Annotated in this window: 19 protein-coding genes; 5 read left to right on the forward strand and 14 right to left on the reverse strand. The window is 61.7% G+C overall.

Annotated elements, in window-relative coordinates; all coding sequences use genetic code 11:
* Positions 1-103 precede the first annotated feature (103 nt).
* The 6 genes from paaZ to paaA all read right to left on the reverse strand — a co-directional run bounded on the left by paaZ (position 104) and on the right by paaA (position 6,022).
* A complete protein-coding gene (gene paaZ / locus ACM6I0_RS06430; protein WP_285436105.1) occupies positions 104-2,155 on the reverse strand; it encodes a phenylacetic acid degradation bifunctional protein PaaZ in 2,052 nt (683 codons plus the stop codon).
* A 167-nt stretch (positions 2,156-2,322) separates the two neighbouring features.
* A complete protein-coding gene (gene paaE / locus ACM6I0_RS06435) occupies positions 2,323-3,399 on the reverse strand; it encodes a 1,2-phenylacetyl-CoA epoxidase subunit PaaE (RefSeq protein ID WP_285436103.1) in 1,077 nt (358 codons plus the stop codon).
* Positions 3,400-3,432: 33 nt separating this feature from the next.
* Positions 3,433-3,966, reverse strand: coding sequence for a 1,2-phenylacetyl-CoA epoxidase subunit PaaD (gene paaD / locus ACM6I0_RS06440; RefSeq protein ID WP_285436101.1), 534 nt, complete (start codon positions 3,964-3,966; stop codon positions 3,433-3,435).
* Positions 3,953-4,714, reverse strand: coding sequence for a 1,2-phenylacetyl-CoA epoxidase subunit PaaC (gene paaC, locus ACM6I0_RS06445; RefSeq protein WP_285436099.1), 762 nt, complete (start codon positions 4,712-4,714; stop codon positions 3,953-3,955). The genes paaD and paaC overlap by 14 nt, the downstream gene beginning before the upstream one ends.
* 8 nt (positions 4,715-4,722) lie before the next feature.
* Positions 4,723-5,004, reverse strand: coding sequence for a 1,2-phenylacetyl-CoA epoxidase subunit PaaB (gene paaB, locus ACM6I0_RS06450; protein WP_003208899.1), 282 nt, complete (start codon positions 5,002-5,004; stop codon positions 4,723-4,725).
* 28 nt (positions 5,005-5,032) lie between these two features.
* The gene (gene paaA / locus ACM6I0_RS06455; RefSeq protein WP_414921758.1) at positions 5,033-6,022 is read right to left on the reverse strand and encodes a 1,2-phenylacetyl-CoA epoxidase subunit PaaA; all 990 of its coding nucleotides are present in this window, start codon (positions 6,020-6,022) and stop codon (positions 5,033-5,035) included.
* A 635-nt stretch (positions 6,023-6,657) separates the two neighbouring features.
* On the opposite strand from paaA, the gene ACM6I0_RS06460 reads away from it, so the two are divergent.
* On the forward strand, positions 6,658-7,392 hold the full coding sequence (locus ACM6I0_RS06460) for a hypothetical protein (protein ID WP_414921759.1): 735 nt from the start codon (positions 6,658-6,660) through the stop codon (positions 7,390-7,392).
* 580 nt (positions 7,393-7,972) lie between these two features.
* On the opposite strand, the gene paaK is transcribed toward ACM6I0_RS06460, so the two are convergent.
* The 6 genes from paaK to paaF all read right to left on the reverse strand — a co-directional run bounded on the left by paaK (position 7,973) and on the right by paaF (position 14,179).
* Complete coding sequence (paaK, locus tag ACM6I0_RS06465) at positions 7,973-9,298, reverse strand: phenylacetate--CoA ligase PaaK (RefSeq protein ID WP_414921760.1); 1,326 nt, start codon at positions 9,296-9,298, stop codon at positions 7,973-7,975.
* 97 nt (positions 9,299-9,395) lie between these two features.
* On the reverse strand, positions 9,396-10,607 hold the full coding sequence (gene pcaF / locus ACM6I0_RS06470) for a 3-oxoadipyl-CoA thiolase (RefSeq protein ID WP_285436091.1): 1,212 nt from the start codon (positions 10,605-10,607) through the stop codon (positions 9,396-9,398).
* Positions 10,600-11,049: a hydroxyphenylacetyl-CoA thioesterase PaaI gene (gene paaI, locus ACM6I0_RS06475; RefSeq protein ID WP_414921761.1), complete on the reverse strand. Its 450-nt coding sequence runs from the start codon at positions 11,047-11,049 to the stop codon at positions 10,600-10,602. The genes pcaF and paaI overlap by 8 nt, the downstream gene beginning before the upstream one ends.
* The gene (paaH, locus tag ACM6I0_RS06480) at positions 11,042-12,559 is read right to left on the reverse strand and encodes a 3-hydroxyacyl-CoA dehydrogenase PaaH (protein WP_414921762.1); all 1,518 of its coding nucleotides are present in this window, start codon (positions 12,557-12,559) and stop codon (positions 11,042-11,044) included. Before paaH ends, paaI begins: the two co-directional genes overlap by 8 nt.
* 3 nt (positions 12,560-12,562) lie before the next feature.
* Positions 12,563-13,354: a 2-(1,2-epoxy-1,2-dihydrophenyl)acetyl-CoA isomerase PaaG gene (paaG, locus tag ACM6I0_RS06485; RefSeq protein ID WP_414921785.1), complete on the reverse strand. Its 792-nt coding sequence runs from the start codon at positions 13,352-13,354 to the stop codon at positions 12,563-12,565.
* A 51-nt stretch (positions 13,355-13,405) separates the two neighbouring features.
* Positions 13,406-14,179, reverse strand: coding sequence for a 2,3-dehydroadipyl-CoA hydratase PaaF (paaF, locus tag ACM6I0_RS06490; protein WP_414921763.1), 774 nt, complete (start codon positions 14,177-14,179; stop codon positions 13,406-13,408).
* A 361-nt stretch (positions 14,180-14,540) separates the two neighbouring features.
* On the opposite strand from paaF, the gene paaY reads away from it, so the two are divergent.
* The 3 genes from paaY to feaR all read left to right on the forward strand — a co-directional run bounded on the left by paaY (position 14,541) and on the right by feaR (position 17,212).
* Positions 14,541-15,137, forward strand: a complete 597-nt coding sequence (gene paaY, locus ACM6I0_RS06495; RefSeq protein ID WP_285436085.1) for a phenylacetic acid degradation protein PaaY — start codon at positions 14,541-14,543, stop codon at positions 15,135-15,137.
* 151 nt (positions 15,138-15,288) lie between these two features.
* The gene (paaX, locus tag ACM6I0_RS06500) at positions 15,289-16,212 is read left to right on the forward strand and encodes a phenylacetic acid degradation operon negative regulatory protein PaaX (RefSeq protein ID WP_285436084.1); all 924 of its coding nucleotides are present in this window, start codon (positions 15,289-15,291) and stop codon (positions 16,210-16,212) included.
* 85 nt (positions 16,213-16,297) lie between these two features.
* On the forward strand, positions 16,298-17,212 hold the full coding sequence (gene feaR / locus ACM6I0_RS06505; protein ID WP_414921764.1) for a transcriptional regulator FeaR: 915 nt from the start codon (positions 16,298-16,300) through the stop codon (positions 17,210-17,212).
* Positions 17,213-17,341: 129 nt separating this feature from the next.
* Here the strand turns inward: feaR and ACM6I0_RS06510 are convergent, their stop codons facing one another.
* Together ACM6I0_RS06510 and ACM6I0_RS06515 are read right to left on the reverse strand one after the other, a co-directional pair.
* A complete protein-coding gene (locus tag ACM6I0_RS06510) occupies positions 17,342-18,079 on the reverse strand; it encodes an anti-sigma factor family protein (protein WP_414921765.1) in 738 nt (245 codons plus the stop codon).
* Positions 18,072-18,584, reverse strand: coding sequence for a sigma-70 family RNA polymerase sigma factor (locus ACM6I0_RS06515; protein WP_285436081.1), 513 nt, complete (start codon positions 18,582-18,584; stop codon positions 18,072-18,074). Before ACM6I0_RS06515 ends, ACM6I0_RS06510 begins: the two co-directional genes overlap by 8 nt.
* A gap of 153 nt (positions 18,585-18,737) precedes the next feature.
* On the opposite strand from ACM6I0_RS06515, the gene ACM6I0_RS06520 reads away from it, so the two are divergent.
* Positions 18,738-19,706, forward strand: coding sequence for a metallophosphoesterase family protein (locus tag ACM6I0_RS06520; RefSeq protein WP_285436080.1), 969 nt, complete (start codon positions 18,738-18,740; stop codon positions 19,704-19,706).
* Positions 19,707-19,714: the final 8 nt, after the last annotated feature.

The raw sequence follows: 19,714 nt of genomic DNA on the forward strand, positions 1-19,714 counted from the left end.
CACGCTCTGCGTGGGAACGCCTCCATGGACGCTCTGCGTCCACTGTGACGCGGAGCGTCACGGGCTGCATTCCCACGCAGAGCGTGGGAACGATCAGTGAGGGTCAATCCTCGCGCTTAACGACCAACGTCAGAATGTCGTAACTGGCCACCAACTCGCCCAATTGGTTGGTCACTTCCACATCCCACGCCACCACGCCTTGCGGTATTCCCTGCGGGCTCTTCTTACCTTGATCGATCTTGCGTTTGCACGTCAGGCGCGCCTGGATCGTGTCGCCGATCCCGACCGGGGTAATGAAGCGCAGCGTGTCCAGGCCATAGTTGGCCAACACCGGCCCCGGCGCGGGCGAGACAAACAGACCGGCCGCCGCCGACAACACGAAGTAACCGTGGGCGATGCGTTTGCCGAATTGCGATTCCTTGGCGGCGATGTCGTCGAAGTGCATGTAGAAGTGATCGCCAGACAGGCATCCAAAGTTCACCAGGTCGGCCTCGGTCACGGTGCGACGATGAGTCAGCAACGATTCGCCAATCTGCAGATCCTGGAAGAAACGGCGGAACGGATGCACGTCGGTTTCGATGACCTTGGCGCCGCGCACGTATTCCCCGGTGACGGCTGCCAGCATGCTCGGCGAGCCTTGCACCGCGGCACGTTGCAGGTAGTGTTTCACTGCGCGCAGTCCGCCGAGTTCTTCACCGCCGCCGGCACGTCCCGGGCCGCCGTGTTTGAGTTGCGGCAGGGGCGAACCGTGGCCGGTGGATTCGCCAGCGGACTCACGGTCCAGCACCAGCAAACGACCGTGCCAGGCGGCGGCAACCGGGATTGCCTTGGCGGCAATTTGCGCATCCTTGGTGATCAGGCTCGCCACCAGGCTGCCTTTGCCGCGAGCGGCCAAGGCCAGCGCTTCATCCAGATCGTCGTAGGCCATCAGTGTGCTGACCGGGCCGAACGCCTCGATATCGTGAGCGCCACCTTCGGCGTGCGGGTCACGGGCTTGCAGCAAGGTCGGTGCAAAGAACGCACCCTGGCTGACGTTCTCGCCGCGCGGTTCGAAACCGTCGCGGGCACCGAACAGCAGGTCGCTGCTCTGCAGCAGGCTTTCCAGACGCTCAGCGACGTCTTTTTGTTGATCGTGGGAGGCCAGCGCCCCCATGCGCACACCTTCGACCGACGGGTCGCCGACCACGACTTTCTTCAGTCGGTCACGCAAACGGGTCGCGACGGCGTCGATGTGTTTGGCCGGAACAATGGCGCGGCGAATGGCGGTGCATTTCTGCCCGGCCTTGGTGGTCATTTCCCGAGCGACTTCCTTGATGAACAGCTCGAATTCTTCATCGTCCGGGGTCACGTCCGGGGCGAGGATCGCGCAGTTCAGCGAGTCGGCTTCGGCGTTGAATGGCACCGAGTTGCGGATCAGGTTCGGGTTGACCCGCAGCTTGGCGGCGGTGTCGGCCGAGCCGGTAAAGGTCACCACGTCCTGGCCTTGCAAACGGTCGAGCAGGTCGCCGGTGCCGCCGATGATCAATTGCAGGCTGCCGGCTGGTAGCAAGCCGGATTCATCCATCAGCCGTACCACGGCTTCGGTCAGGTAGCTGGTGGCGCTGGCCGGTTTGACGATGCACGGCATGCCGGCGAGAAAGCTCGGTGCGAATTTTTCCAGCATGCCCCAGATCGGGAAGTTGAAGGCGTTGATGTGCACCGCCAGGCCGCCACGCGGCACCAGGATATGCGTGCCGGCGAAGGTGCCCAGTTTGCTCAGCTGCATCGCCGGGCCTTCGTGGACGATGTTGCCCGACGGCAATTCCCGCGAGCCGAGGCTGGCGTAGGTGAACAGCGTGCTGTTGCCGCCTTCGATGTCGATCCAGCTGTCAGCGCGGGTCGCGCCGCTGTGGTGCGAAATGGCGTAGAGCTGCTCCTTGCGCTCGCTCAGGTACAAGGCCAGGGCCTTGAGGCGCTGGGCCCGTTGCTGGAAGTCCAGCGCCATGAGGCCGCTGATGCCTTGGCGACGGCCATGTTCGACGGCTTCGGCGAAGTCCGGGCGCTCCTCGTGGGTGCGCGCGATTTCATGGCCGTCGATGGCGCTGCGCAGGACTTGGGCGCCGTGTTGGCCGATCCAGCGACCGGCGATGAAACTTTGCAGGGTAGGGGTAGACATGTCGAACTCCGGAGTCAGACTAAATAGAGGAATGCTGCGCAGGCCTTTGTGGGAGTGAGCCTGCTCGCGATGACTGTCTGTCAGGCGACTCAATGTTGAATCTGACGCCCTCATCGCGAGCAGGCTCGCTCCCACAGGTTTGGTGTGGCAGCAGTGAAAAAGATGTTTCAGAGCTGATCGAAATCCAGCACAACCTTGTCGCTCACCGGAAACGCCTGGCACGACAGCACATAGCCGGCGGCCACTTCGTAGTCTTCCAGGGCGTGGTTGCTGTCCATGTCGACTTCGCCTTCGATGACTTTGCATTTGCAGGTCGAGCACACGCCGGCCTTGCACGAGTAAGGCAGTTCGGCGCCCTGGGCGTTGCCGGCGTCGAGGATGCTTATGCTGTTGCGCGGCAGGTCGAAGGCCAGGGCGCGGCCGTCGCTGATGACGGTGATCTGGCTGACGGCGGCGTCCACTTGCCGGGCTGCCTCGCGGGCCTGGCGTTTTTGCGTGCTGCCGGCAGCGGCAAACAGTTCGAAGTGGATGCGCTCGGCCGGCATGCCTTTGGCCTTGAGGCTGTCGCGCACGGTTTCGGTCATCTCTTGCGGGCCGCAGATGAACGCGGCGTCGAGGGCCTTGACGTCGAGCCAGCGGGAGAACAGTTGCTCGCATTTCTCGGCGTTGATGCGGCCGTTGTACAGGTCGACATCCTGCTGTTCGCGACTGAACACAAAGATCAGGTTCAAGCGCTGCAAATAGCGGTTTTTCAGGTCTTCGAGCTGTTCGCGAAACAGCGCGCCGGAGCTCGAACGGTTGCCGTACAGCAGGGTGACGCGGCTGTGCGGCTCGGTTTGCAGGGTGGTCTTGATGATCGACAGGATCGGCGTGATGCCGCTGCCGGCCGCAACCGCCAGGTAGTTGCCATGACGAGCCGGGTCCAACTCCACGTGAAAGTGCCCGGCCGGTGGCATGACGTCCAGGCTGTGCCCAGCCTTTAGCTGCTCATTGGCGAACGCCGAGAAACGCCCGCCGGCCACACGCTTGATGGCAACGCGCAGTTCACCGTCGTTTACACCCGTGCAGATCGAGTAAGAGCGACGGACTTCTTCGCCGTCCATCTGGGTGCGCATCACCAGGTGCTGGCCCTGGGTGAAGTGAAAACTGTCTTGCAGGTGCTGCGGAATTTCGAAGGCGATGGACACCGCATCACGGGTCTCGGCGCGCACATCCTTGATGGTCAGGCTGTGAAATTTACTCATTATTGTTCTCCAGCTGGGACGGCCGATTGCCGCTCAGATGCACTTGAAATAGTCGAACGGTTCGCGGCACTCGATGCAGCGGTACAACGCCTTGCAGGCGGTTGAACCGAACTCGCTGAGCACTTCGGTGTGCGCACTGCCGCATTGCGGGCACACAACCCGTGGGCTTTCGCCGAGCAGGCTGCGCTTGCTGGTACTGCCCTCGGGCGGCGCGATGCCGTAGGCACGCAGGCGTTCGCGGCCACTCTCGGTGATCCAGTCGGTGGTCCAGGCCGGGGTCAACTTGCGCTCCAGCTGCGGCGCGTTGAAACCGGCCGATTCCAGCGCAGCGCGGATATCGCTCTCGATCACTTCCGTGGCGGGGCAGCCGGAGTAGGTCGGCGTCACCACCACGTGCAAGTGCCCGGCCTGCCAGTCGAGATCGCGCACGATGCCCAGATCAACCACGCTGACCACCGGCACTTCCGGGTCCATGACCTGTGCCAGGGTCGCCCACGCAGCGGCCAGGTCGGTCGGTTGAGCCGGCCGGGCGCCGAGGTCGCTGGCGATCAGCTCACCAGGTCGCATCGGGGTACGCTCGGGGCAGGAATTGCATCTCGGCCAACAGAATGCCCAGGTGTTCGGTGTGCAGGCCTTTGCGTGCATTGAGGTAGAAATAGCTCGGCGCGGCGGGCACGGGCAGGGTGGCGCTGGCGAAGATTTCGTTGACCTTGGCTTGCCACGCGGCGGCGACTTGCGCGGCGTCCGGGGTGACGCCGGCCTCGCACAGGCGTTGTTCGCTGTCATCGGCACTGGTCAATTCGACGGTAAAACGCCAGACCTCGGGGATCGCCGCGAGCATGCGCTGGTGGCTTTCCTCCGTGCCGTCACCCAGACGCTCGACCCACTCGCCGGAGCGGCGCAGGTGATAGGTGACTTCCTTCACCGCTTTGGCGGCGATCCCGGCGATGCGTTCGTCGCTGGACTGGCTCAGGCCGCTGAGCACCTGCAAGTGCCAGGCGTCATAGAGAAATTGCTTGAGGATGGTGACCGCGTAATCGCCGTTGGGTTGTTCCACCAGCAGCAGATTGCGATAGGCGCGCTCATCACGGCGGAACGCCAGGTGATCGGCGTCACGACCGTCGTTCAGCAGTTCGGCGGCGTATTCCAGCCAGTTGCGCGCCTGGCCGACGAGGTCGAGGCCGACGTTCATCAACGCCAGTTCTTCTTCCAGCGCCGGGGCCTTGCCGCACCATTGGCACAGGCGCTGGCCCTGGATCAGGGCGCTGTCGCCGAGGCGCAGCAGGTATTCGATCAGATCAGTCTGGTTGTTCATGGTCGACCTCACATGTGCCCGACTTCGGCCGGCAACTCGTAGAAGCTGGCGTGGCGATAAACCTTGTCGTCCGCCGGATCGAACAGCGGGTCTTTTTCATCCGGCGACGACGCGGTGATCAGCGCCGAAGGTACGACCCACAGGCTCACGCCTTCGCTGCGGCGGGTGTACAACTCGCGCGCGTTCTCGATGGCCATGGTGGTGTCGGCGGCATGCACGCTGCCGACGTGCTTGTGGTTGAGGCCGTGCTTGCTACGCACGAAGACTTCAAAAAGGGTCCATTCGGACATGGCGGTGTCTCCAGATCAGGTGGCCGAATCAGGCGGCGTTCTTGTTGTGTTTTTTACGGGCGTGGGCAACTGCGGCTTCGCGCACCCAAGCGCCGTCTTCAATGGCTTTGCGGCGGGTGGCAACGCGCTCCTGGTTGCACGGGCCATTGCCCTTGAGCACTTCATAGAACTCGCTCCACTGGATTTCGCCGAAGTCGTAGTGGCCGCGTTCGGCGTTCCACTTCAGGTCCGGATCGGGGCAGGTGCAGCCCAGCAGCTCCAGCTGCGGGATGGTCTGGTCGATGAAGCGCTGGCGCAGTTCGTCGTTGCTCTGGCGTTTGATTTTCCAGGCCATGGATTGGGCGCTGTTGGGGGAGTGTTCGTCGCTTGGGCCGAACATCATCAGCGACGGCCACCACAGGCGGTTGATGGCGTCCTGGACCATGTCTTTTTGCGCCTGATTGCCGTGGCGCATCATGGTCAGGAGGATTTCGTAGCCCTGGCGCTGGTGAAAGCTTTCTTCCTTGCAGATGCGCACCATGGCTCGGGAGTAGGGGCCGTAAGAAGTGCGTTGCAACACCACCTGGTTGACGATGGCGGCGCCATCGACCAGCCAGCCCACGGCGCCCATGTCGGCCCAGTTCAGGGTCGGGTAATTGAAGATGCTTGAGTATTTGGCCTTGCCGCTATGGAGCTTGGCGATTTCTTCGTCGCGGTCGGCGCCGAGGGTTTCCATGGCGCTGTAGAGGTAGAGACCGTGGCCGGCTTCGTCCTGGATTTTGGCCATCAGTTGCAGTTTGCGTTTGAGCGAGGGGGCGCGGGTGACCCAGTTGCCTTCGGGCAGCATGCCGACGATTTCGGAGTGGGCGTGTTGGGAAATCTGCCGGATGAGGGTTTGGCGGTAGGCGTCGGGCATCCAGTTTTTCGCTTCGATCTTGATTTCTGAATCGATTTTTTTCTGGAAGGCGCGTTCCTGGTCGGACATTTCCGAGAGGTCTTTGATGCGCTTTACGCCTGTTTCTACTAGCTGTGCGTACATGTGGGGTCTCCCGCCTTGAATCTGATCGAGGGCATGGAGAACTTTATAAGCGATACAGAAATTAATATCAAACATAAAATAACGTGTCATATTGTTTTTTTGTATCGCTTTGGGGGAGGGGTGTATATCCGTTTTCTCGGTGATGGCTGCTATTGGTTCCGCTTTTACAGCGGGTCACTTGGAGAAGCGCCAAGTAACCAAGCGCTTTTGCCCCTGACGTTCGGTGCCTCGCTAAGGCTCGGCATGCCCTCGCTCCGGTCCTGCTCCGTGGGCACGCCGCCATCGGCCATCCATGGCCGGGGGCGGCTAACCCGGCATCCATGCCGGGTTGCCCACTGCGCAGAACCTGCGCTCGGCCTCTCGAGGGGGCGGGGCATCAAGATCAAGAGCTGCAAGCGAGTTACCGCTCGGCTTGTTGAGTGGTGAGGGGCAGAAGCGTTGCGATCGGCTTTTTTGTGGGAGTGAGTCTGCTCGCGAAGTTGATCGTTCCCACGCTCCGCGTGGGAATGCATCCCGTGACGCTCCGCGTCACACGCGGTGGCGAATTCTGGACAGGGTAGTGGCTAGTTAGTAGCATCCGCGGCATACGGATTTTTCCTGTACGTCGACTGACGTGGGGCTATCAAGGAATCGAAATGCACACATTCACCCATGGCGATAAAACTGTTGTTTTCACTGTCTTGAGCGGTGAAGTGGTGGGCAGCGAGAAGCTCAGCGAGACGCGTGTGACGACCACGGGCGGCGTTCCTGTGAACGGTAAGGACGGGGATCTGACGCCGGTTCGAGTCAGTTCGGTGTCGATCATCAATCATGAGTTCTGGGTCAAGACCGCGGACGGTGTCGAGCACGATGTGAAGTTGCGTGGCGTGGATATTCCTTTGCGCACGGGTCAGGACATCTCATTGATCAGCGCCGTGAAAAAGGACGGTTCGCCCCTGCACACAATCCTGCTGAACCACTCGGCGTCCAAGCGCTGGGTACTGCGCGACGCGAGTGCGTTGAATACCGAGCTGGAGTTGACGCCCTTCAACTGGAAGACTGTGCTGATCGTGTCCGGCTTGTGTGTTGCCGGTTTTGCCACCGCCGGGCTCGGTCTTCTGGCGGCGGGCGGTTACCTTTGCTACGCGTTGTATCAGGGTTCTCAACGCAAGAAACTGCTGTTCAGCGACCTCAACGCCTACCTCGAGAAGCTGGACACCCTGGTCGCCAGTCGCGGCCAGGCGCCAAGCCCTGTTCAAGTTGAAAGCCCGGTCGAGGCCGAACTCTCTTTTGAACTCGACAGCCCTGCACCCGAGCAAAGCGCTGCCGAACCTGAAAGCCCTGCGCTGAACCGCGACAGCGTGCGCCGGGCGCTGTCGCGCAAGGTCTGAAAGTCATGCCCTGAGAGCCTCTGCACAAACCAGCGTTTGCATCGACAGCGGAACGCGGAGCGTCCCCGGCGGCATTCCCACGCAGAGCGTGGGAACGATCAATCGCGAGCAGGCTCGCTCCCACAAAAAAGCCGATCGCAACGCTTTTGCCCCTCACCACTCATCAGGTCGAGCGTTAGCTCGCCTTCTGTTCTTGATCTTGATGCACCCGCTCCCTCGAGAGGCCGAGCGTAAGTTCTGCGCAGTGGGCAACCCGGCATGGATGCCGGGTTAGCCGCCCCCGGCCATGGATGGCCGATGGCGGCGGGCCCACGGAGCAGGACCGGAGCGAGGGCATGCCGAGCCTAGGCGAGGCACCGAACGTCAGGGGCAAAAGCGCTTGGTTACTTGGCGCTCTTCCAAGTGACCCGCTGTAAAAGCGGAACCAATAGCGGACGTTACCGCAGCAATGGATATGTACACCTGAAAGAGAATGGTCGGCTGTCAGACCGCCATCGCGAGCAGGCTCGCTCCCACAAAGTCATTGCGCTGGCCAAAAAAAAAAGCCCCGCAAAAAGCGGGGCCAAAAAGGGTGCAGCAGTCATCCTTTGGGACGCTTGTCCATCACATGACAAGCCTTCCCCTCAGAGCGCTTGATCGAATGCATAGGCTGCAAAACAATCCGCGAACTGATCCCGATATACGTCTTGATATGCCGACTCAACTCACCACAGACGGCCTTCTGCTGATCATCCCCCAAATGCTGATGCTCAGCCTTCAACTCCACATGCACATCAACGCTGTCCAGATTCCCATTGCGATACAGATGAATCTCATAACACTCCGCCAGCTGTTTGATCTTCAGCACCTGCTCCTCAATCTGCGTCGGAAACACGTTGACCCCACGAATGATCAACATGTCATCGCTGCGCCCAGTGATCTTGTCGATCCGCCGCATCGGCCGCGCCGTTCCCGGCAGCAGGCGCGTCAAATCCCGAGTGCGATAACGAATCATCGGCAGCGCTTCCTTGCTCAGCGAGGTAAACACCAACTCGCCCATCTGTCCGTCCGGCAACACTTCACCGGTGACCGGGTCAATGATTTCCGGATAGAAATGGTCTTCCCAGATCGTCGGCCCGTCCTTGGTTTCCGCGCATTCCATCGCCACGCCCGGCCCCATGATTTCCGAGAGCCCGTAAATATCCAGCGCAGTAATGCCCAGGCGATTCTCGATGGCACTGCGCAATTCGGCCGTCCACGGCTCGGCACCGAAGATGCCCAGGCGCAGGGCCAGTTTGTGCGGATCGATGCCCTGGCGCTCGATCTCATCGGCGATGTTGAGCATGTACGACGGCGTGACCATGATGATGTCCGGCTGGAAATCCTTGATCAGTTGCACCTGTTTCTCAGTCTGCCCGCCCGACATCGGAATCACCGTGCACCCCAGGCGTTCTGCGCCGTAGTGGGCGCCAAGCCCCCCGGTGAACAGGCCGTAGCCATAGGAAATATGCACCTTGTCGCCACGCCGGCCGCCCGCCGCGCGGATCGAGCGTGCGACCACGTTGGCCCAGGTGTCGATGTCGTTCTGGGTATAACCCACGACCGTCGGCTTGCCGGTGGTGCCGCTGGAGGCGTGCAGGCGCACCACGTCGTGCATCGGTACGGCGAACATGCCGTAGGGGTAGTTGTCACGCAGGTCGGTTTTGGTGGTGAACGGAAACTTCGCCAGGTCTTCCAGGCATTTAATGTCATCCGGGTGCACGCCCAGCGCATCGAAGCGCTGACGGTACAGCGGCACATTGTTGTAGGCGTGGTTCAGGCTCCAGCGCAGGCGCTCCAGCTGATGCTGGCGCAATTGGTCGATGCTGGCGGTTTCCAGCGGGTCCAGCACGGGATCAAGCACAGCTTTGGCAATTGGCATGTTCATAACTTCACTCGAATTATTTTTGTGTTTCGGCCCTCGCAAAAGGGCTTTGAGTGCATGCCCCAAGGATACCTCTCGGCTCCTCGGGAATCGCGATTCTTTAGTCGGACAAACGCTCGATGATCAGCGCGATGCCCTGGCCGACGCCGATGCACATGGTGCACAAGGCGTAGCGACCCTGGCGTTCTTCCAGTTCATGCAGGGCGGTGGTCACCAGGCGCGCGCCGCTCATCCCCAGCGGATGACCGAGGGCAATCGCGCCGCCGTTGGGGTTGACCCGTGGATCGGTGTCGCTCAGGCCCAACTCGCGCAGCACCGCCAGGCCTTGCGCGGCGAAGGCTTCGTTGAGTTCGATCACGTCCATGTCGGCGAGGCTCAGGTTGGCCAGTTCCAGCACCTTGCGTGTCGCCGGCACCGGGCCGATGCCCATGATCCGTGGCTCGACGCCGGCAGTGGCCATCGCCACCACTCGTCCGCGCGCCTTCAGGCCGTGGCGTTTGGCGACTTCCGGGCTGGCCAGCAGCAATGCGCACGCACCGTCGTTGACCCCGGATGCGTTGCCGGCGGTGATGCTGCCGCCTTCGCGAAACGGCGTACCGAGCTTCTGCAACTGCTCAAGCGTGGTGTCGCCGCGCGGGTGTTCGTCCTGCTCGACGACTTTGGCCGGGCCTTTGCGCTGTGGGATTTCCACCGCGACGATTTCTTTGGCCAGGCGACCGCTGGCCTGGGCCGCACCGGCGCGCTGTTGGCTGCGCAGGGCAAAGGCATCCTGGTCGGCGCGGGAGATATTGAACTGCTCGGCGACGTTCTCGGCGGTCTCCGGCATGGAATCGATGCCGTAGGCCTTTTTCATCAACGGATTGACGAAACGCCAGCCGATGGTGGTGTCGTATAGCTGCGCATCACGGGAAAACGCCTGTTCGGCCTTGCCCATCACCAGCGGTGCGCGGGACATCGATTCCACGCCACCGACCAGCATCAACCCGGCTTCGCCGCAACGAATCGCACGCGCTGCGGTGCCGATGGCATCCAGCCCGGAACCGCACAAGCGATTGAGCGTGGTGCCGGGTACGCTGACCGGCAAACCGGCCAGCAGCGCCGACATGCGGGCGACGTTGCGGTTGTCTTCGCCGGCCTGGTTGGCGCAGCCGTAGATCACGTCGTCCACGGTGTTCCAGTCGACTTGCGGGTGACGGCGCAACAGTTCGCGCAGCGGCACCGCGCCGAGGTCGTCGGCACGCACGCTGCTCAAGGCGCCGGCGTAGCGGCCAATCGGGGTCCGCACCGCGTCGATGATCAAGGCGTCATTCATTCGGATTCTCCTGCGTCAGCACAGCGCCGCGCACTTTGTAGGATTTGCCATGGAACAGCGCGATGAGCTGGCCCAGTTGGTTTTCAATGCGTACGTCGTAGTTGCCGGTACGACCGGAGCGGCTTTGCTCTGTGCAGTCGGCGGTCAAGGTGTCGCCCAAACGTGCCGGGGCGATGTAGTCGATGCTGCAACCGATCGCCACCGTGGCTTCGTTGTAGCTGTTGCAGGCCAGGGCGAATGCCGAGTCGGCGAGGGTAAACAGGTAGCCGCCGTGGCAGGTGCCGTGGCCCTGAATCATGTCGGCACGCACGCTCATGCCAACGCGCGCGCAGCCTGGCGCGGCGGAAAGCAAGCGCATGCCCATCGCCTGGCTGGCGGTGTCGCGCTTGAACAGCGCTTGTGTGCAGGCGCTGGCCAGGTTCATGGCTTCATGGTTAGTCATGCAGCGTTCTCCCTTCGGCGACCCGACGGCGCAACAGCAGCGAGGGGCGATAACGTTCTTCGCCATAACTGGCTTGCAGGTTTTCCAGCACCTTGAGGAGGTGCGAGAGGCCGATGGCATCGGCCCAGGCCAGCGGGCCTTGCGGGTAATTGACCCCGGCGCGCATCGCCAGATCGACGTCGGCGGCCGACGCCACGCCTTGCAACACAGCGTCCGCGGCTTCGTTGGCCAGCATCGCCACCGTGCGCAAGACCGCGAGCGCCGGGCTGTCGCTGAGCGGGCTGACGGTGAATCCGGCCCGTTGCAGCAGCGCGACGCCGTGTTCGAGGGCGACAGGGTCGATGCCCGCCGCGTAGCTGATGGCGAGGCGGCTGGCCTTGCCATAATCGAATGCGAGGTCGAGCAGGATCAGGTTGCGCAAACCGTCTTCCCTGGCACGCTGACAGGCCATGCGCCCGTCGCTCAATGCCAGCACCGCGTCGCCGACCCGTATCAGGCCTTGGCCGTCACGCTGAATGACCTCGATGCCGTGCTCACGCAGACGCGGGATCAGCGCATTGGCGATGCCCAGATCTCCTTCTATAACGCAGGTTTCGATAGTGTGTTCGCTGCTGATGGTGGTCGGCAGCGCACGCTCGGCACCTTCGGCGTAGCTATAAAAGCCATGCGCGCTTTTACGCCCCAGGCGCCCGGCGTCCACCAGTTCTTTCTGGATCAGCGAAGGCAGGAAGCGGGTGTCGCCGTAATAGGCGTCGAACACCGAGCAGGTCACGGCGTAGTTGACGTCATGGCCGATCAGGTCGGTCAGCTCGAAGGCGCCCATCGCAAACCCACCGGCATCCCGCATCAATGCATCCAGCGTCGGGCAATCCGCCGCGCCTTCCTGCAACAGGCGCAGGCTTTCGGCGTAGAACGGGCGGGCGACGCGGTTGACGATAAAACCTGGCGTCGAACGGGTGTGCACCGGTTTTTTACCCCAGGCCTTGGCGGTGTCGTACAGGCACTCGGCCAAGGCCGGATCACTGGCCAGGCCCGAAACGATCTCCACCAGCGCCATGATCGGTGCCGGGTTGAAGAAGTGCAGGCCGAGCAAGCGTTGCGGATGATTCAGCTGCGCGGCGATGCTGGTGATCGACAGCGACGAGGTGTTGCTCGCCAGAATGCAGCTCTCGCCGCAGATGCCTTCCAGCTGGCGGAAGAGGGCGCGCTTGACCTCCAGGTTCTCGACGATGGCTTCGACGATCAGCTCGCAATCGGCCAATGCTTCGATGGCTTCCACCGCCTGCAGGCGGGCAATGGTGGCCGCCCGGGCTTCAGGCGACAGCTTGCCTTTTTCGACACGCTTGCCCAATTGCCGGTCAATGCCGTCGATGGCTTGCGCGGCGGCGCCCGGACGGTTGTCCAGCAGTAACACCGGGTGGCCGGCCTGCGCGGCCACTTGCGCAATGCCGGCGCCCATGGCCCCGGCGCCGATCACCGCGATACGTGCGTTAGAACTCAGTGCCGTCATGATTCAGCGCCCCTTGAAGCTTGGGCTGCGTTTTTCCATGAAGGCGCTGACGCCCTCACGGTAATCCTCGCTGCGCCCGGCCAGGCGTTGCAGGTCTTTCTCTAACTCAAGCTGCTCGTCGAAGGTGTTGCTCAGGCTGGCGTTCAGGCTGCGCTTGATCAGCGCCAGGCCGTAGGTCGGTTGCGTGGCCAGATGACGGGCGAGTGTCAGGGCTTCGGTGCGCAGTTCGGCATCGTCGACCACGCGGTAGATCAAGCCCCATTGCTCGGCTTGCTCCGCAGTGAGGCGATTGCCCAGCAAGGCGAGGGCTTTGGCGCGGGCCATGCCGACCAGACGCGGCAAGGTCCAGGTGCCGCCCGAATCGGGAATCAAGCCGATCTTGCAGAAGGCCTGAATGAAGCTCGCCGAACGCGCCGCCAGCACCAGGTCGCAGGCCAGCGGAATGTTGGCACCGGCGCCAGCGGCCACGCCGTTGACCGCGCAAATCACCGGCAGCGGCAAGTCGCGCAGCTGGCGGATCAGCGGGTTGTAGAACTTCTCGATCGACTCGCCCAGGTCTGGCACGGCGCAGCCCGGCGCGACATTGCGGTCGCTGAGGTCTTGCCCGGCGCAGAAGCCGCGACCTTCACCGGTCAACAGCAACACGCGCACGTCGGGGTTCTGCCGGACCTGTTTCAGTGCTTCCTTCACTTCACCATGCATTTGCGCATTGAAGCTGTTGAGCTGGTCCGGGCGGTTGAGGCTGAGCAGGGCGACACCGGCCTCGATGGAAAACAGGATGTGTTCGAAATTCATGGTCATGGCGCTCTCTTGGAGGTCGTTCGAATTCGGTGACTGATCGGCGAGTTACTGGCCGGTGAAGGCCGGCGTGCGTTTTTCCTGAAAGGCCTGAATGCCTTCATCGCGGTCGCGGGTGCCGGCCAGTACGGTGAAGGCATGGCGTTCGAAACGCAGGCCGCTCGCCAGGTCGGTGTCCATCGCCTTGAGCAGCGCTTCCTTGGCCAGGCGCACCGCCAGCGGCGCTTTAGCGGCAATGCTGAGGGCGATCTGCAGGGCGCGTTCGACGGTGAATTCCGGTTGCGTCACTTCGCTGACCAGGCCGGCACGCTGGGCCTGGCGGGCATCGATAGGCTCGCCGGTCAGGACCATTTGCATGGCCATGGATTTACCGACGGCACGCAGCAACCGTTGGGTGCCACCGGCGCCGGGCATGATCCCCAGGTTAATTTCCGGTTGGCCGAAACGGGCGTCTTCACCGGCGATGATGATGTCGGCGTGCATCGCCAACTCGCAGCCACCGCCGAGGGCGAAGCCGTTCACGGCGGCGATCAGTGGTTTGCTGAAACGGGTGATGGTTTGCCACGACGCCTGACGCGGGTCGTCGAGGATGCCGACCAGGTTGCGTTCGGCCATTTCCTTGATGTCAGCGCCAGCGGCGAAGGCTTTGCGGCTGCCGGTCAGGACCACCACGCGGGTGGCGGGATCGGCTTGCGCGGCGTTCAGTTCATCCGCCAGTTCGCCGAGCAATTGGGTGGTCAGGGCATTCAGCGCTTGCGGGCGCTGCAGGGTAATCAGGCGAACGCCCGGCTCGATGATCTCGACAGCAAGGGTTAGAGGCATGGCGGATGCCCTCACGGTGCACGCTCGGCGGTGATGCCGGCTCATTATTGGATCGGCGCGGTGGGCCGGTTTTGCCGGAGTATACCTACAACGTGATACGCAAATACAATAGTAAAATTGAATTAATGTGTCTTATTGGTCGATATTGGATTTTTAAAACCTGACCAACATCGTCCTCGTAAAGGGTTAAGTATGGCTATTTCATTGGGTTCTATCAGGATGAGGCGCCCTAAATGGGCGGCGCCTTCGACCGGTTTAATAAGTGATACGCTTTTTGTGCTTTGTGCTAACAAAAGCGATGTGATACAAAATGAGCCTGTATTGGCATCGCTTTGTGAATGCCCCATGAAGGGAACGTCCCATGACCTGCTACAGCCTCGATGGCCTGACCCCGGTGGTTGATCCCACTGCCTATGTTCATCCGTCCGCCGTGCTGATCGGCGATGTGATCATCGGTCCCCATTGCTACGTCGGGCCGCTGGCCAGTCTGCGCGGGGACTTTGGCCGGATCGTGCTGGAAGAAGGCGCCAACCTGCAGGACACCTGCGTGATGCACGGTTTCCCGGACAGCGACACCGTGGTCGAGCGCAACGGTCACATCGGGCATGGCGCGGTGCTGCACGGTTGCCGCATTGGCGCCGATGCGTTGGTGGGGATGAATGCCGTGGTGATGGACAACGCGCGCATCGGCCCGCGCTCATTCGTCTCGGCGGCGGCGTTCGTCAAGGCCGGGTTCGAATGCGCCGAGCAGTCACTGGTGATGGGCGCACCGGCCAGCATCAAGCGCAGCCTCAGCGACGAGGAGGTGTCATGGAAGCAGGCGGGCACCCGCGAATATCAGCAACTGGCCAAGCGTTGCCTTGAACAGATGCAAGTCTGCGAACCGCTGAGCGAACCGGAGCCGAATCGCCCGCGCATCAGCGACAGCGGGTTGCGGCCCAAGGGCAACAGCGTGTGAACACAATCCCCTGTGGGAGTGAGCCTGCTCGCGATAGCGGTGTGTCAGTCGACAGCAGTGTTTCTGACAGACCGCTATCGCGAGCAGGCTCACTCCCACAGGGGAACTCGCTTTCGGTATATTCCTTTTCTTTTTTCAACCCGGTACGCCCATGTCGTCCCTGACACCCTTGAACCACCTGATCACCCGATTCCAGGAACAGACGCCCATCCGCGCCAGCTCCTTGATCATCACGCTCTATGGCGATGCCATCGAACCCCACGGCGGCACGGTGTGGCTGGGCAGCCTGATTCAATTGCTCGAACCCATCGGCATCAACGAACGGCTGATCCGTACCTCGATTTTCCGCCTGACCAAGGAAGGCTGGCTGACCGCCGAGAAAGTCGGGCGTCGCAGCTACTACAGCCTGACCGGCACCGGCCGGCGGCGGTTCGACAAAGCCTTCAAGCGGGTCTACAGCTCCACCGTGCCGGCGTGGGACGGTTCCTGGAGCCTGGTGATGCTGACGCAACTGACCCAGGACAAGCGCAAACAAGTGCGCGAAGAACTGGAGTGGCAAGGTTTTGGTGCGATCTCGCCGGCGGTGCTGGCCTGTCCGCGCAGTGACCGTGCCGACCTCAACGCGACCTTGCTCGACCTCGGCGCCCAGGAAGACACCATCGTCTTTGAAACTACCGCGCAAGACGTACTGGCCTCCAAGGCCCTGCGTTTGCAGGTGCGCGAGAGCTGGAACATCGAAGAGCTGGCGACCCATTACAGCGAGTTCATCCAACTGTTCCGACCGCTCTGGCAAGCGCTTCGCGAGCAAGAGAACCTGCAACCGTCAGACTGCTTCCTGGCACGGGTCCTGCTTATTCACGAGTACCGCAAACTGCTGTTGCGCGACCCGCAATTGCCGGACGAATTGTTGCCCGGCGATTGGGAAGGTCGTGCCGCCCGCCAGTTGTGCCGCAACATTTACCGGTTGATCTACGCCAAGGCCGAGGAATGGCTGAACAGTGCACTGGAAACCGCCGACGGACCGTTGCCGGACGTGGGCGAAAGTTTTTATCGACGGTTTGGCGGGTTGAAATAACCCGTCGTCGTTCAAGGAGCGTGGCTGTTCAGGAGAACCTTTGGATTGGCGTAGATAATAAAAATAAGCCTGCGTGAGGCCTGACATGATTTCTTCAATTGCACAGCGCCGTGATGGATTCGATCAGTGGATTCATCAGATCAACCAGATCTGTGGAGCCTTCGACGCGCAAACCCTCGGCGCCGGGTTTTCCGGGCAGATCCGTGAGCACCAGAGCGGCGCCCTCAAACTCAGTTTTGTCGACGCCTGCCAGGCGCGGCTGTACCGCACGCCGGCACAAGTTGCAGCGGGCGAGGGCGGTAAATACTTTGCCGTGTTCCAGCTCGACGGGACGGCCGGCATGGCGCAAGGCGATAACAAGGTCTTGCTGTCGGCCGGGGACATCACGCTGATCGACGCCTCACGCCCCAGCGACTTCACCTACAGCGAAAATTCCCGGCAGTTGTCACTGATTCTGCCCTCGCACCTGGTGGAGCAAACCCTGCGCTTCAATCAGGTCAAGTGCGGCCACCGGATCGCCGCGACGTCGCCGTTGGCGATGCTGTCTCAGCGCCTGATCCTCGACGCCACGCGCCAAAACAACCTCAGCCTGCAAGAGAGCGAGGCCACGCTGGAGGCGATTGTCAGCCTGCTGCGCCCGGCCATCAGCCAGGCCGAAGAGTGCACGGATGTGCATGAGCGGATCTTTCGCAAGACCCTGGATTGCATCGACGAACACATTCGCTCCGAAGAACTCTGCCCCGAATGGCTGGCGCGGGAAGTGGGGATGTCGGTTCGCGGCCTCTATCGGATTTTCGCCAAGAAAGGCCTGGTGGTCGCACGCTACATCAAGAACCGCCGCCTCGACTTGTGCGCCGAATCACTGCGCCAATCGGGCACCGAGCAGAAGCTGTCAGTGCTGGGTTACTCGTGGGGGTTTTCCGATTCGAGCCACTTCTCCACGGCGTTCAAAACCCGCTTCGGCATCGCCCCCGGCGAGTACCGAAAAAAACACGCATGACATCTCACGGAATGAACACATAACCTGTGGGAGTGAGCCTGCTCGCGATAGCGGGGTGTCAGACAACATCAATTTATCTGCCACTGCGCTATCGCGAGCAGGTTCACTCCCACAGGGATCGAGTGTGTTTTACGGCTTGAGCAACTGGCTGAACGCCTCCAGCTCGCTTTTCTCGACGTCGGAGACCAGCACGTAGCGCATGTGATTTTCTTGCCAGGACACGACGTTGAAGCCACGAATCGACTGGGTTTTCGGTGGCTTGTCCGCTTCGGTGGTCGGCAATATGAACACGTTGATAATGTGCTTGGCCCGACCATAAGTCAGTGCCGCCGTGTTCTGGTGCTGCAAATAATCCAGTCGGCCGCCTAACAATGGAAACCCCTGCGCCGAGTAATCGAACACCGGCGGCGAGAAGTCGAGTTTGCCGGTAAACCAGGGTTTCACAGTGTGGCGGTCAGACGACACCACATCGTTCAAATGCTCACCCATCAACGAACGAACATGGCTCGACACCGCCTCATCCATCAACGGTTGTTCACCGCCGGGCATGGCCACAAAAAGCACCACCGCCAAGGCCAGCGCTGCCGCTGAAAAGGCCGGTGCGAACCATTGGCGCCAACGCTCGACGACACTAGTCCGGGGCGCAACGGTGGCCAATACGCCGTCGAGCAGCGATGCCGGCGCCGGGTAATACGGCGCCTGGCGTTTCACACTGACCATCAGCAGCTTCGCCTGATCATGCAACCGCGCGCACGCCGCGCACCCGGCCAAATGCCCGGCCACCTTCGCGGCCGCCGCAGGATCGAGTTCCCGGTCCAGATAGCCATGCATCAGCGTCTGGCAAACCTTGCAATCGAGTTCATTCATGGTCATGCAACTTCAGTAGTTCGAGCTTGAGCATGGCGCGAGCCCGGGCCAGCCTCGACATCACGGTGCCGATGGGAATGTCGACCACCAGGGCGATGTCCTTGTAGGGCATGTCTTCAAGATCCTTCAGCACAATCACCTCCCGAAACACCGGCGGCAGGGCGCACAAGGCGTGCTGGATCAGCGCCGCATTTTCCGTGTGAATCGCCAGCAGTTCCGGGCTCTCGCGATGGCTCAGCGCTGCGTCGTCTTCTGGCAGTTCATCGCCGATGGACACCCACTGGTGCCCGGCCGAGGCCTTGAGCCAGGTGTAGCTTTCATTGCGCACGATAGTCAGGAACCAGGCCTTGGCGTTGCCATCGGCGAAGCGGTGCAAAAACCTGAAGGCGCGCAGGGCGCTTTCCTGCACGACATCGCGCGCGGCGCTGTCGTTGCCCGTGAGCCAGCGCGCGAGGTTGTACGCTGCGTCCAGATGGGGCGCAAACAGTTCCTCAAATCGCTTCATAGTGTTTCCCGCACTGTCCCACCCATATAACTGTGATACGTCGGGTTTTATTCCCGGGAAAAAATATTTGTTTCGACCCGGAATAAAGTCCCGCCCCGCCAGGTTTACCTCATGTCAGCTACATCACTGTAGTTCGCCAGCGAGGGAATTCCGATGGACATTCAAGCAAAACACTCACGACGCACCGACGGCCCGCTGAGCCCTGACCGTCGAACACTGCTCAAATGCTCGGCCTGGGCCGGGGCAGGGGTAATCTGGGCGCTGTGCGGCGGTATCCCCCGGGCCTTTGCGCTGGATGAGTCGGGCACGGTCTCCGACCCCAAGGCACTGGCCAGCACCTTCCACTTCGTGCAGATCAGCGATTCGCACATCGGCTTCAACAAGGAGGCCAATCCGCAGCCAGCGAAGACCTTGCAGGTGGCCATCGACAAGGTCATCGCGCTGCCGAAACGGCCGTCGCTGATCCTGCACACCGGCGACATCACGCACCTGTCCAAGCCCGAAGAGTTCGACATCGCCGCGCAACTGCTCAAAGGTCTGCCGTCCACCGTGCACTATGTGCCGGGCGAGCACGACACCCTCGATGAGGGCGGCGGCAAGCTTTACCTGGAGCGTTACGGCAAGGGCACCAAAGGCAACGGTTGGTACAGTTTCGATGACCACGGCGTGCATTTCATTGCGCTGGTCAATGTCTTCAACTTCCAGGCCGGCCATGAAGCGACCCTTGGCGCCGATCAACTGGCCTGGCTGGCCGATGACTTGCGCGCCGTCACCACCAGCACTCCGATCGTGGTGTTCACCCATATTCCGTTGTGGACGATTTATCAGCCGTGGGGCTGGGGCACCGAGGATGGCGATCAGGCGATTGCCATGCTGCGCAAGTACGGATCAGTGACGGTGTTGAACGGACACATCCATCAGGTTATCCAGAAGGTCGAAGGCAACATCACCTTCCACACCGCGCGCGGTACGGCTTATCCACAACCTGCACCGGGGACCGCGCCGTCGCCAGGACCGATGACGGTGGCGGCCGATCAACTGCGTAATTACCTGGGGGTGACCGATGTGCGGGCGACGCAGGGCGAGCATCCGCTGGCGCTGATTGATTCGACACTGGTCTAGGGGAGGGC

It is taken from the genome of Pseudomonas sp. IT-P294 (genome assembly GCF_949767865.1).
In the GTDB taxonomy this organism is placed as follows: Bacteria; Pseudomonadota; Gammaproteobacteria; order Pseudomonadales; family Pseudomonadaceae; genus Aquipseudomonas.

Excerpts from the sequence above, each read along its gene's own strand:
- paaH (WP_414921762.1), bottom strand. The coding sequence starts at position 12,559 with ATGACGGCACTGAGTTCTAACGCACGTATCGCGGTGATCGGCGCCGGG.
- paaB (WP_003208899.1), bottom strand. The coding sequence starts at position 5,004 with ATGTCCGAATGGACCCTTTTTGAAGTCTTCGTGCGTAGCAAGCACGGC.
- paaY (WP_285436085.1), top strand. The coding sequence starts at position 14,541 with ATGACCTGCTACAGCCTCGATGGCCTGACCCCGGTGGTTGATCCCACT.
- paaA (WP_414921758.1), bottom strand. The coding sequence starts at position 6,022 with ATGTACGCACAGCTAGTAGAAACAGGCGTAAAGCGCATCAAAGACCTC.
- ACM6I0_RS06460 (WP_414921759.1), top strand. The coding sequence starts at position 6,658 with ATGCACACATTCACCCATGGCGATAAAACTGTTGTTTTCACTGTCTTG.
- paaZ (WP_285436105.1), bottom strand. The coding sequence starts at position 2,155 with ATGTCTACCCCTACCCTGCAAAGTTTCATCGCCGGTCGCTGGATCGGC.
- paaI (WP_414921761.1), bottom strand. The coding sequence starts at position 11,049 with ATGACTAACCATGAAGCCATGAACCTGGCCAGCGCCTGCACACAAGCG.
- paaE (WP_285436103.1), bottom strand. The coding sequence starts at position 3,399 with ATGAGTAAATTTCACAGCCTGACCATCAAGGATGTGCGCGCCGAGACC.
- ACM6I0_RS06515 (WP_285436081.1), bottom strand. The coding sequence starts at position 18,584 with ATGAAGCGATTTGAGGAACTGTTTGCGCCCCATCTGGACGCAGCGTAC.
- paaG (WP_414921785.1), bottom strand. The coding sequence starts at position 13,354 with ATGAATTTCGAACACATCCTGTTTTCCATCGAGGCCGGTGTCGCCCTG.
- paaF (WP_414921763.1), bottom strand. The coding sequence starts at position 14,179 with ATGCCTCTAACCCTTGCTGTCGAGATCATCGAGCCGGGCGTTCGCCTG.
- paaX (WP_285436084.1), top strand. The coding sequence starts at position 15,289 with ATGTCGTCCCTGACACCCTTGAACCACCTGATCACCCGATTCCAGGAA.
- paaC (WP_285436099.1), bottom strand. The coding sequence starts at position 4,714 with ATGAACAACCAGACTGATCTGATCGAATACCTGCTGCGCCTCGGCGAC.
- paaD (WP_285436101.1), bottom strand. The coding sequence starts at position 3,966 with ATGCGACCTGGTGAGCTGATCGCCAGCGACCTCGGCGCCCGGCCGGCT.
- ACM6I0_RS06520 (WP_285436080.1), top strand. The coding sequence starts at position 18,738 with ATGGACATTCAAGCAAAACACTCACGACGCACCGACGGCCCGCTGAGC.
- feaR (WP_414921764.1), top strand. The coding sequence starts at position 16,298 with ATGATTTCTTCAATTGCACAGCGCCGTGATGGATTCGATCAGTGGATT.
- ACM6I0_RS06510 (WP_414921765.1), bottom strand. The coding sequence starts at position 18,079 with ATGAATGAACTCGATTGCAAGGTTTGCCAGACGCTGATGCATGGCTAT.
- pcaF (WP_285436091.1), bottom strand. The coding sequence starts at position 10,607 with ATGAATGACGCCTTGATCATCGACGCGGTGCGGACCCCGATTGGCCGC.
- paaK (WP_414921760.1), bottom strand. The coding sequence starts at position 9,298 with ATGAACATGCCAATTGCCAAAGCTGTGCTTGATCCCGTGCTGGACCCG.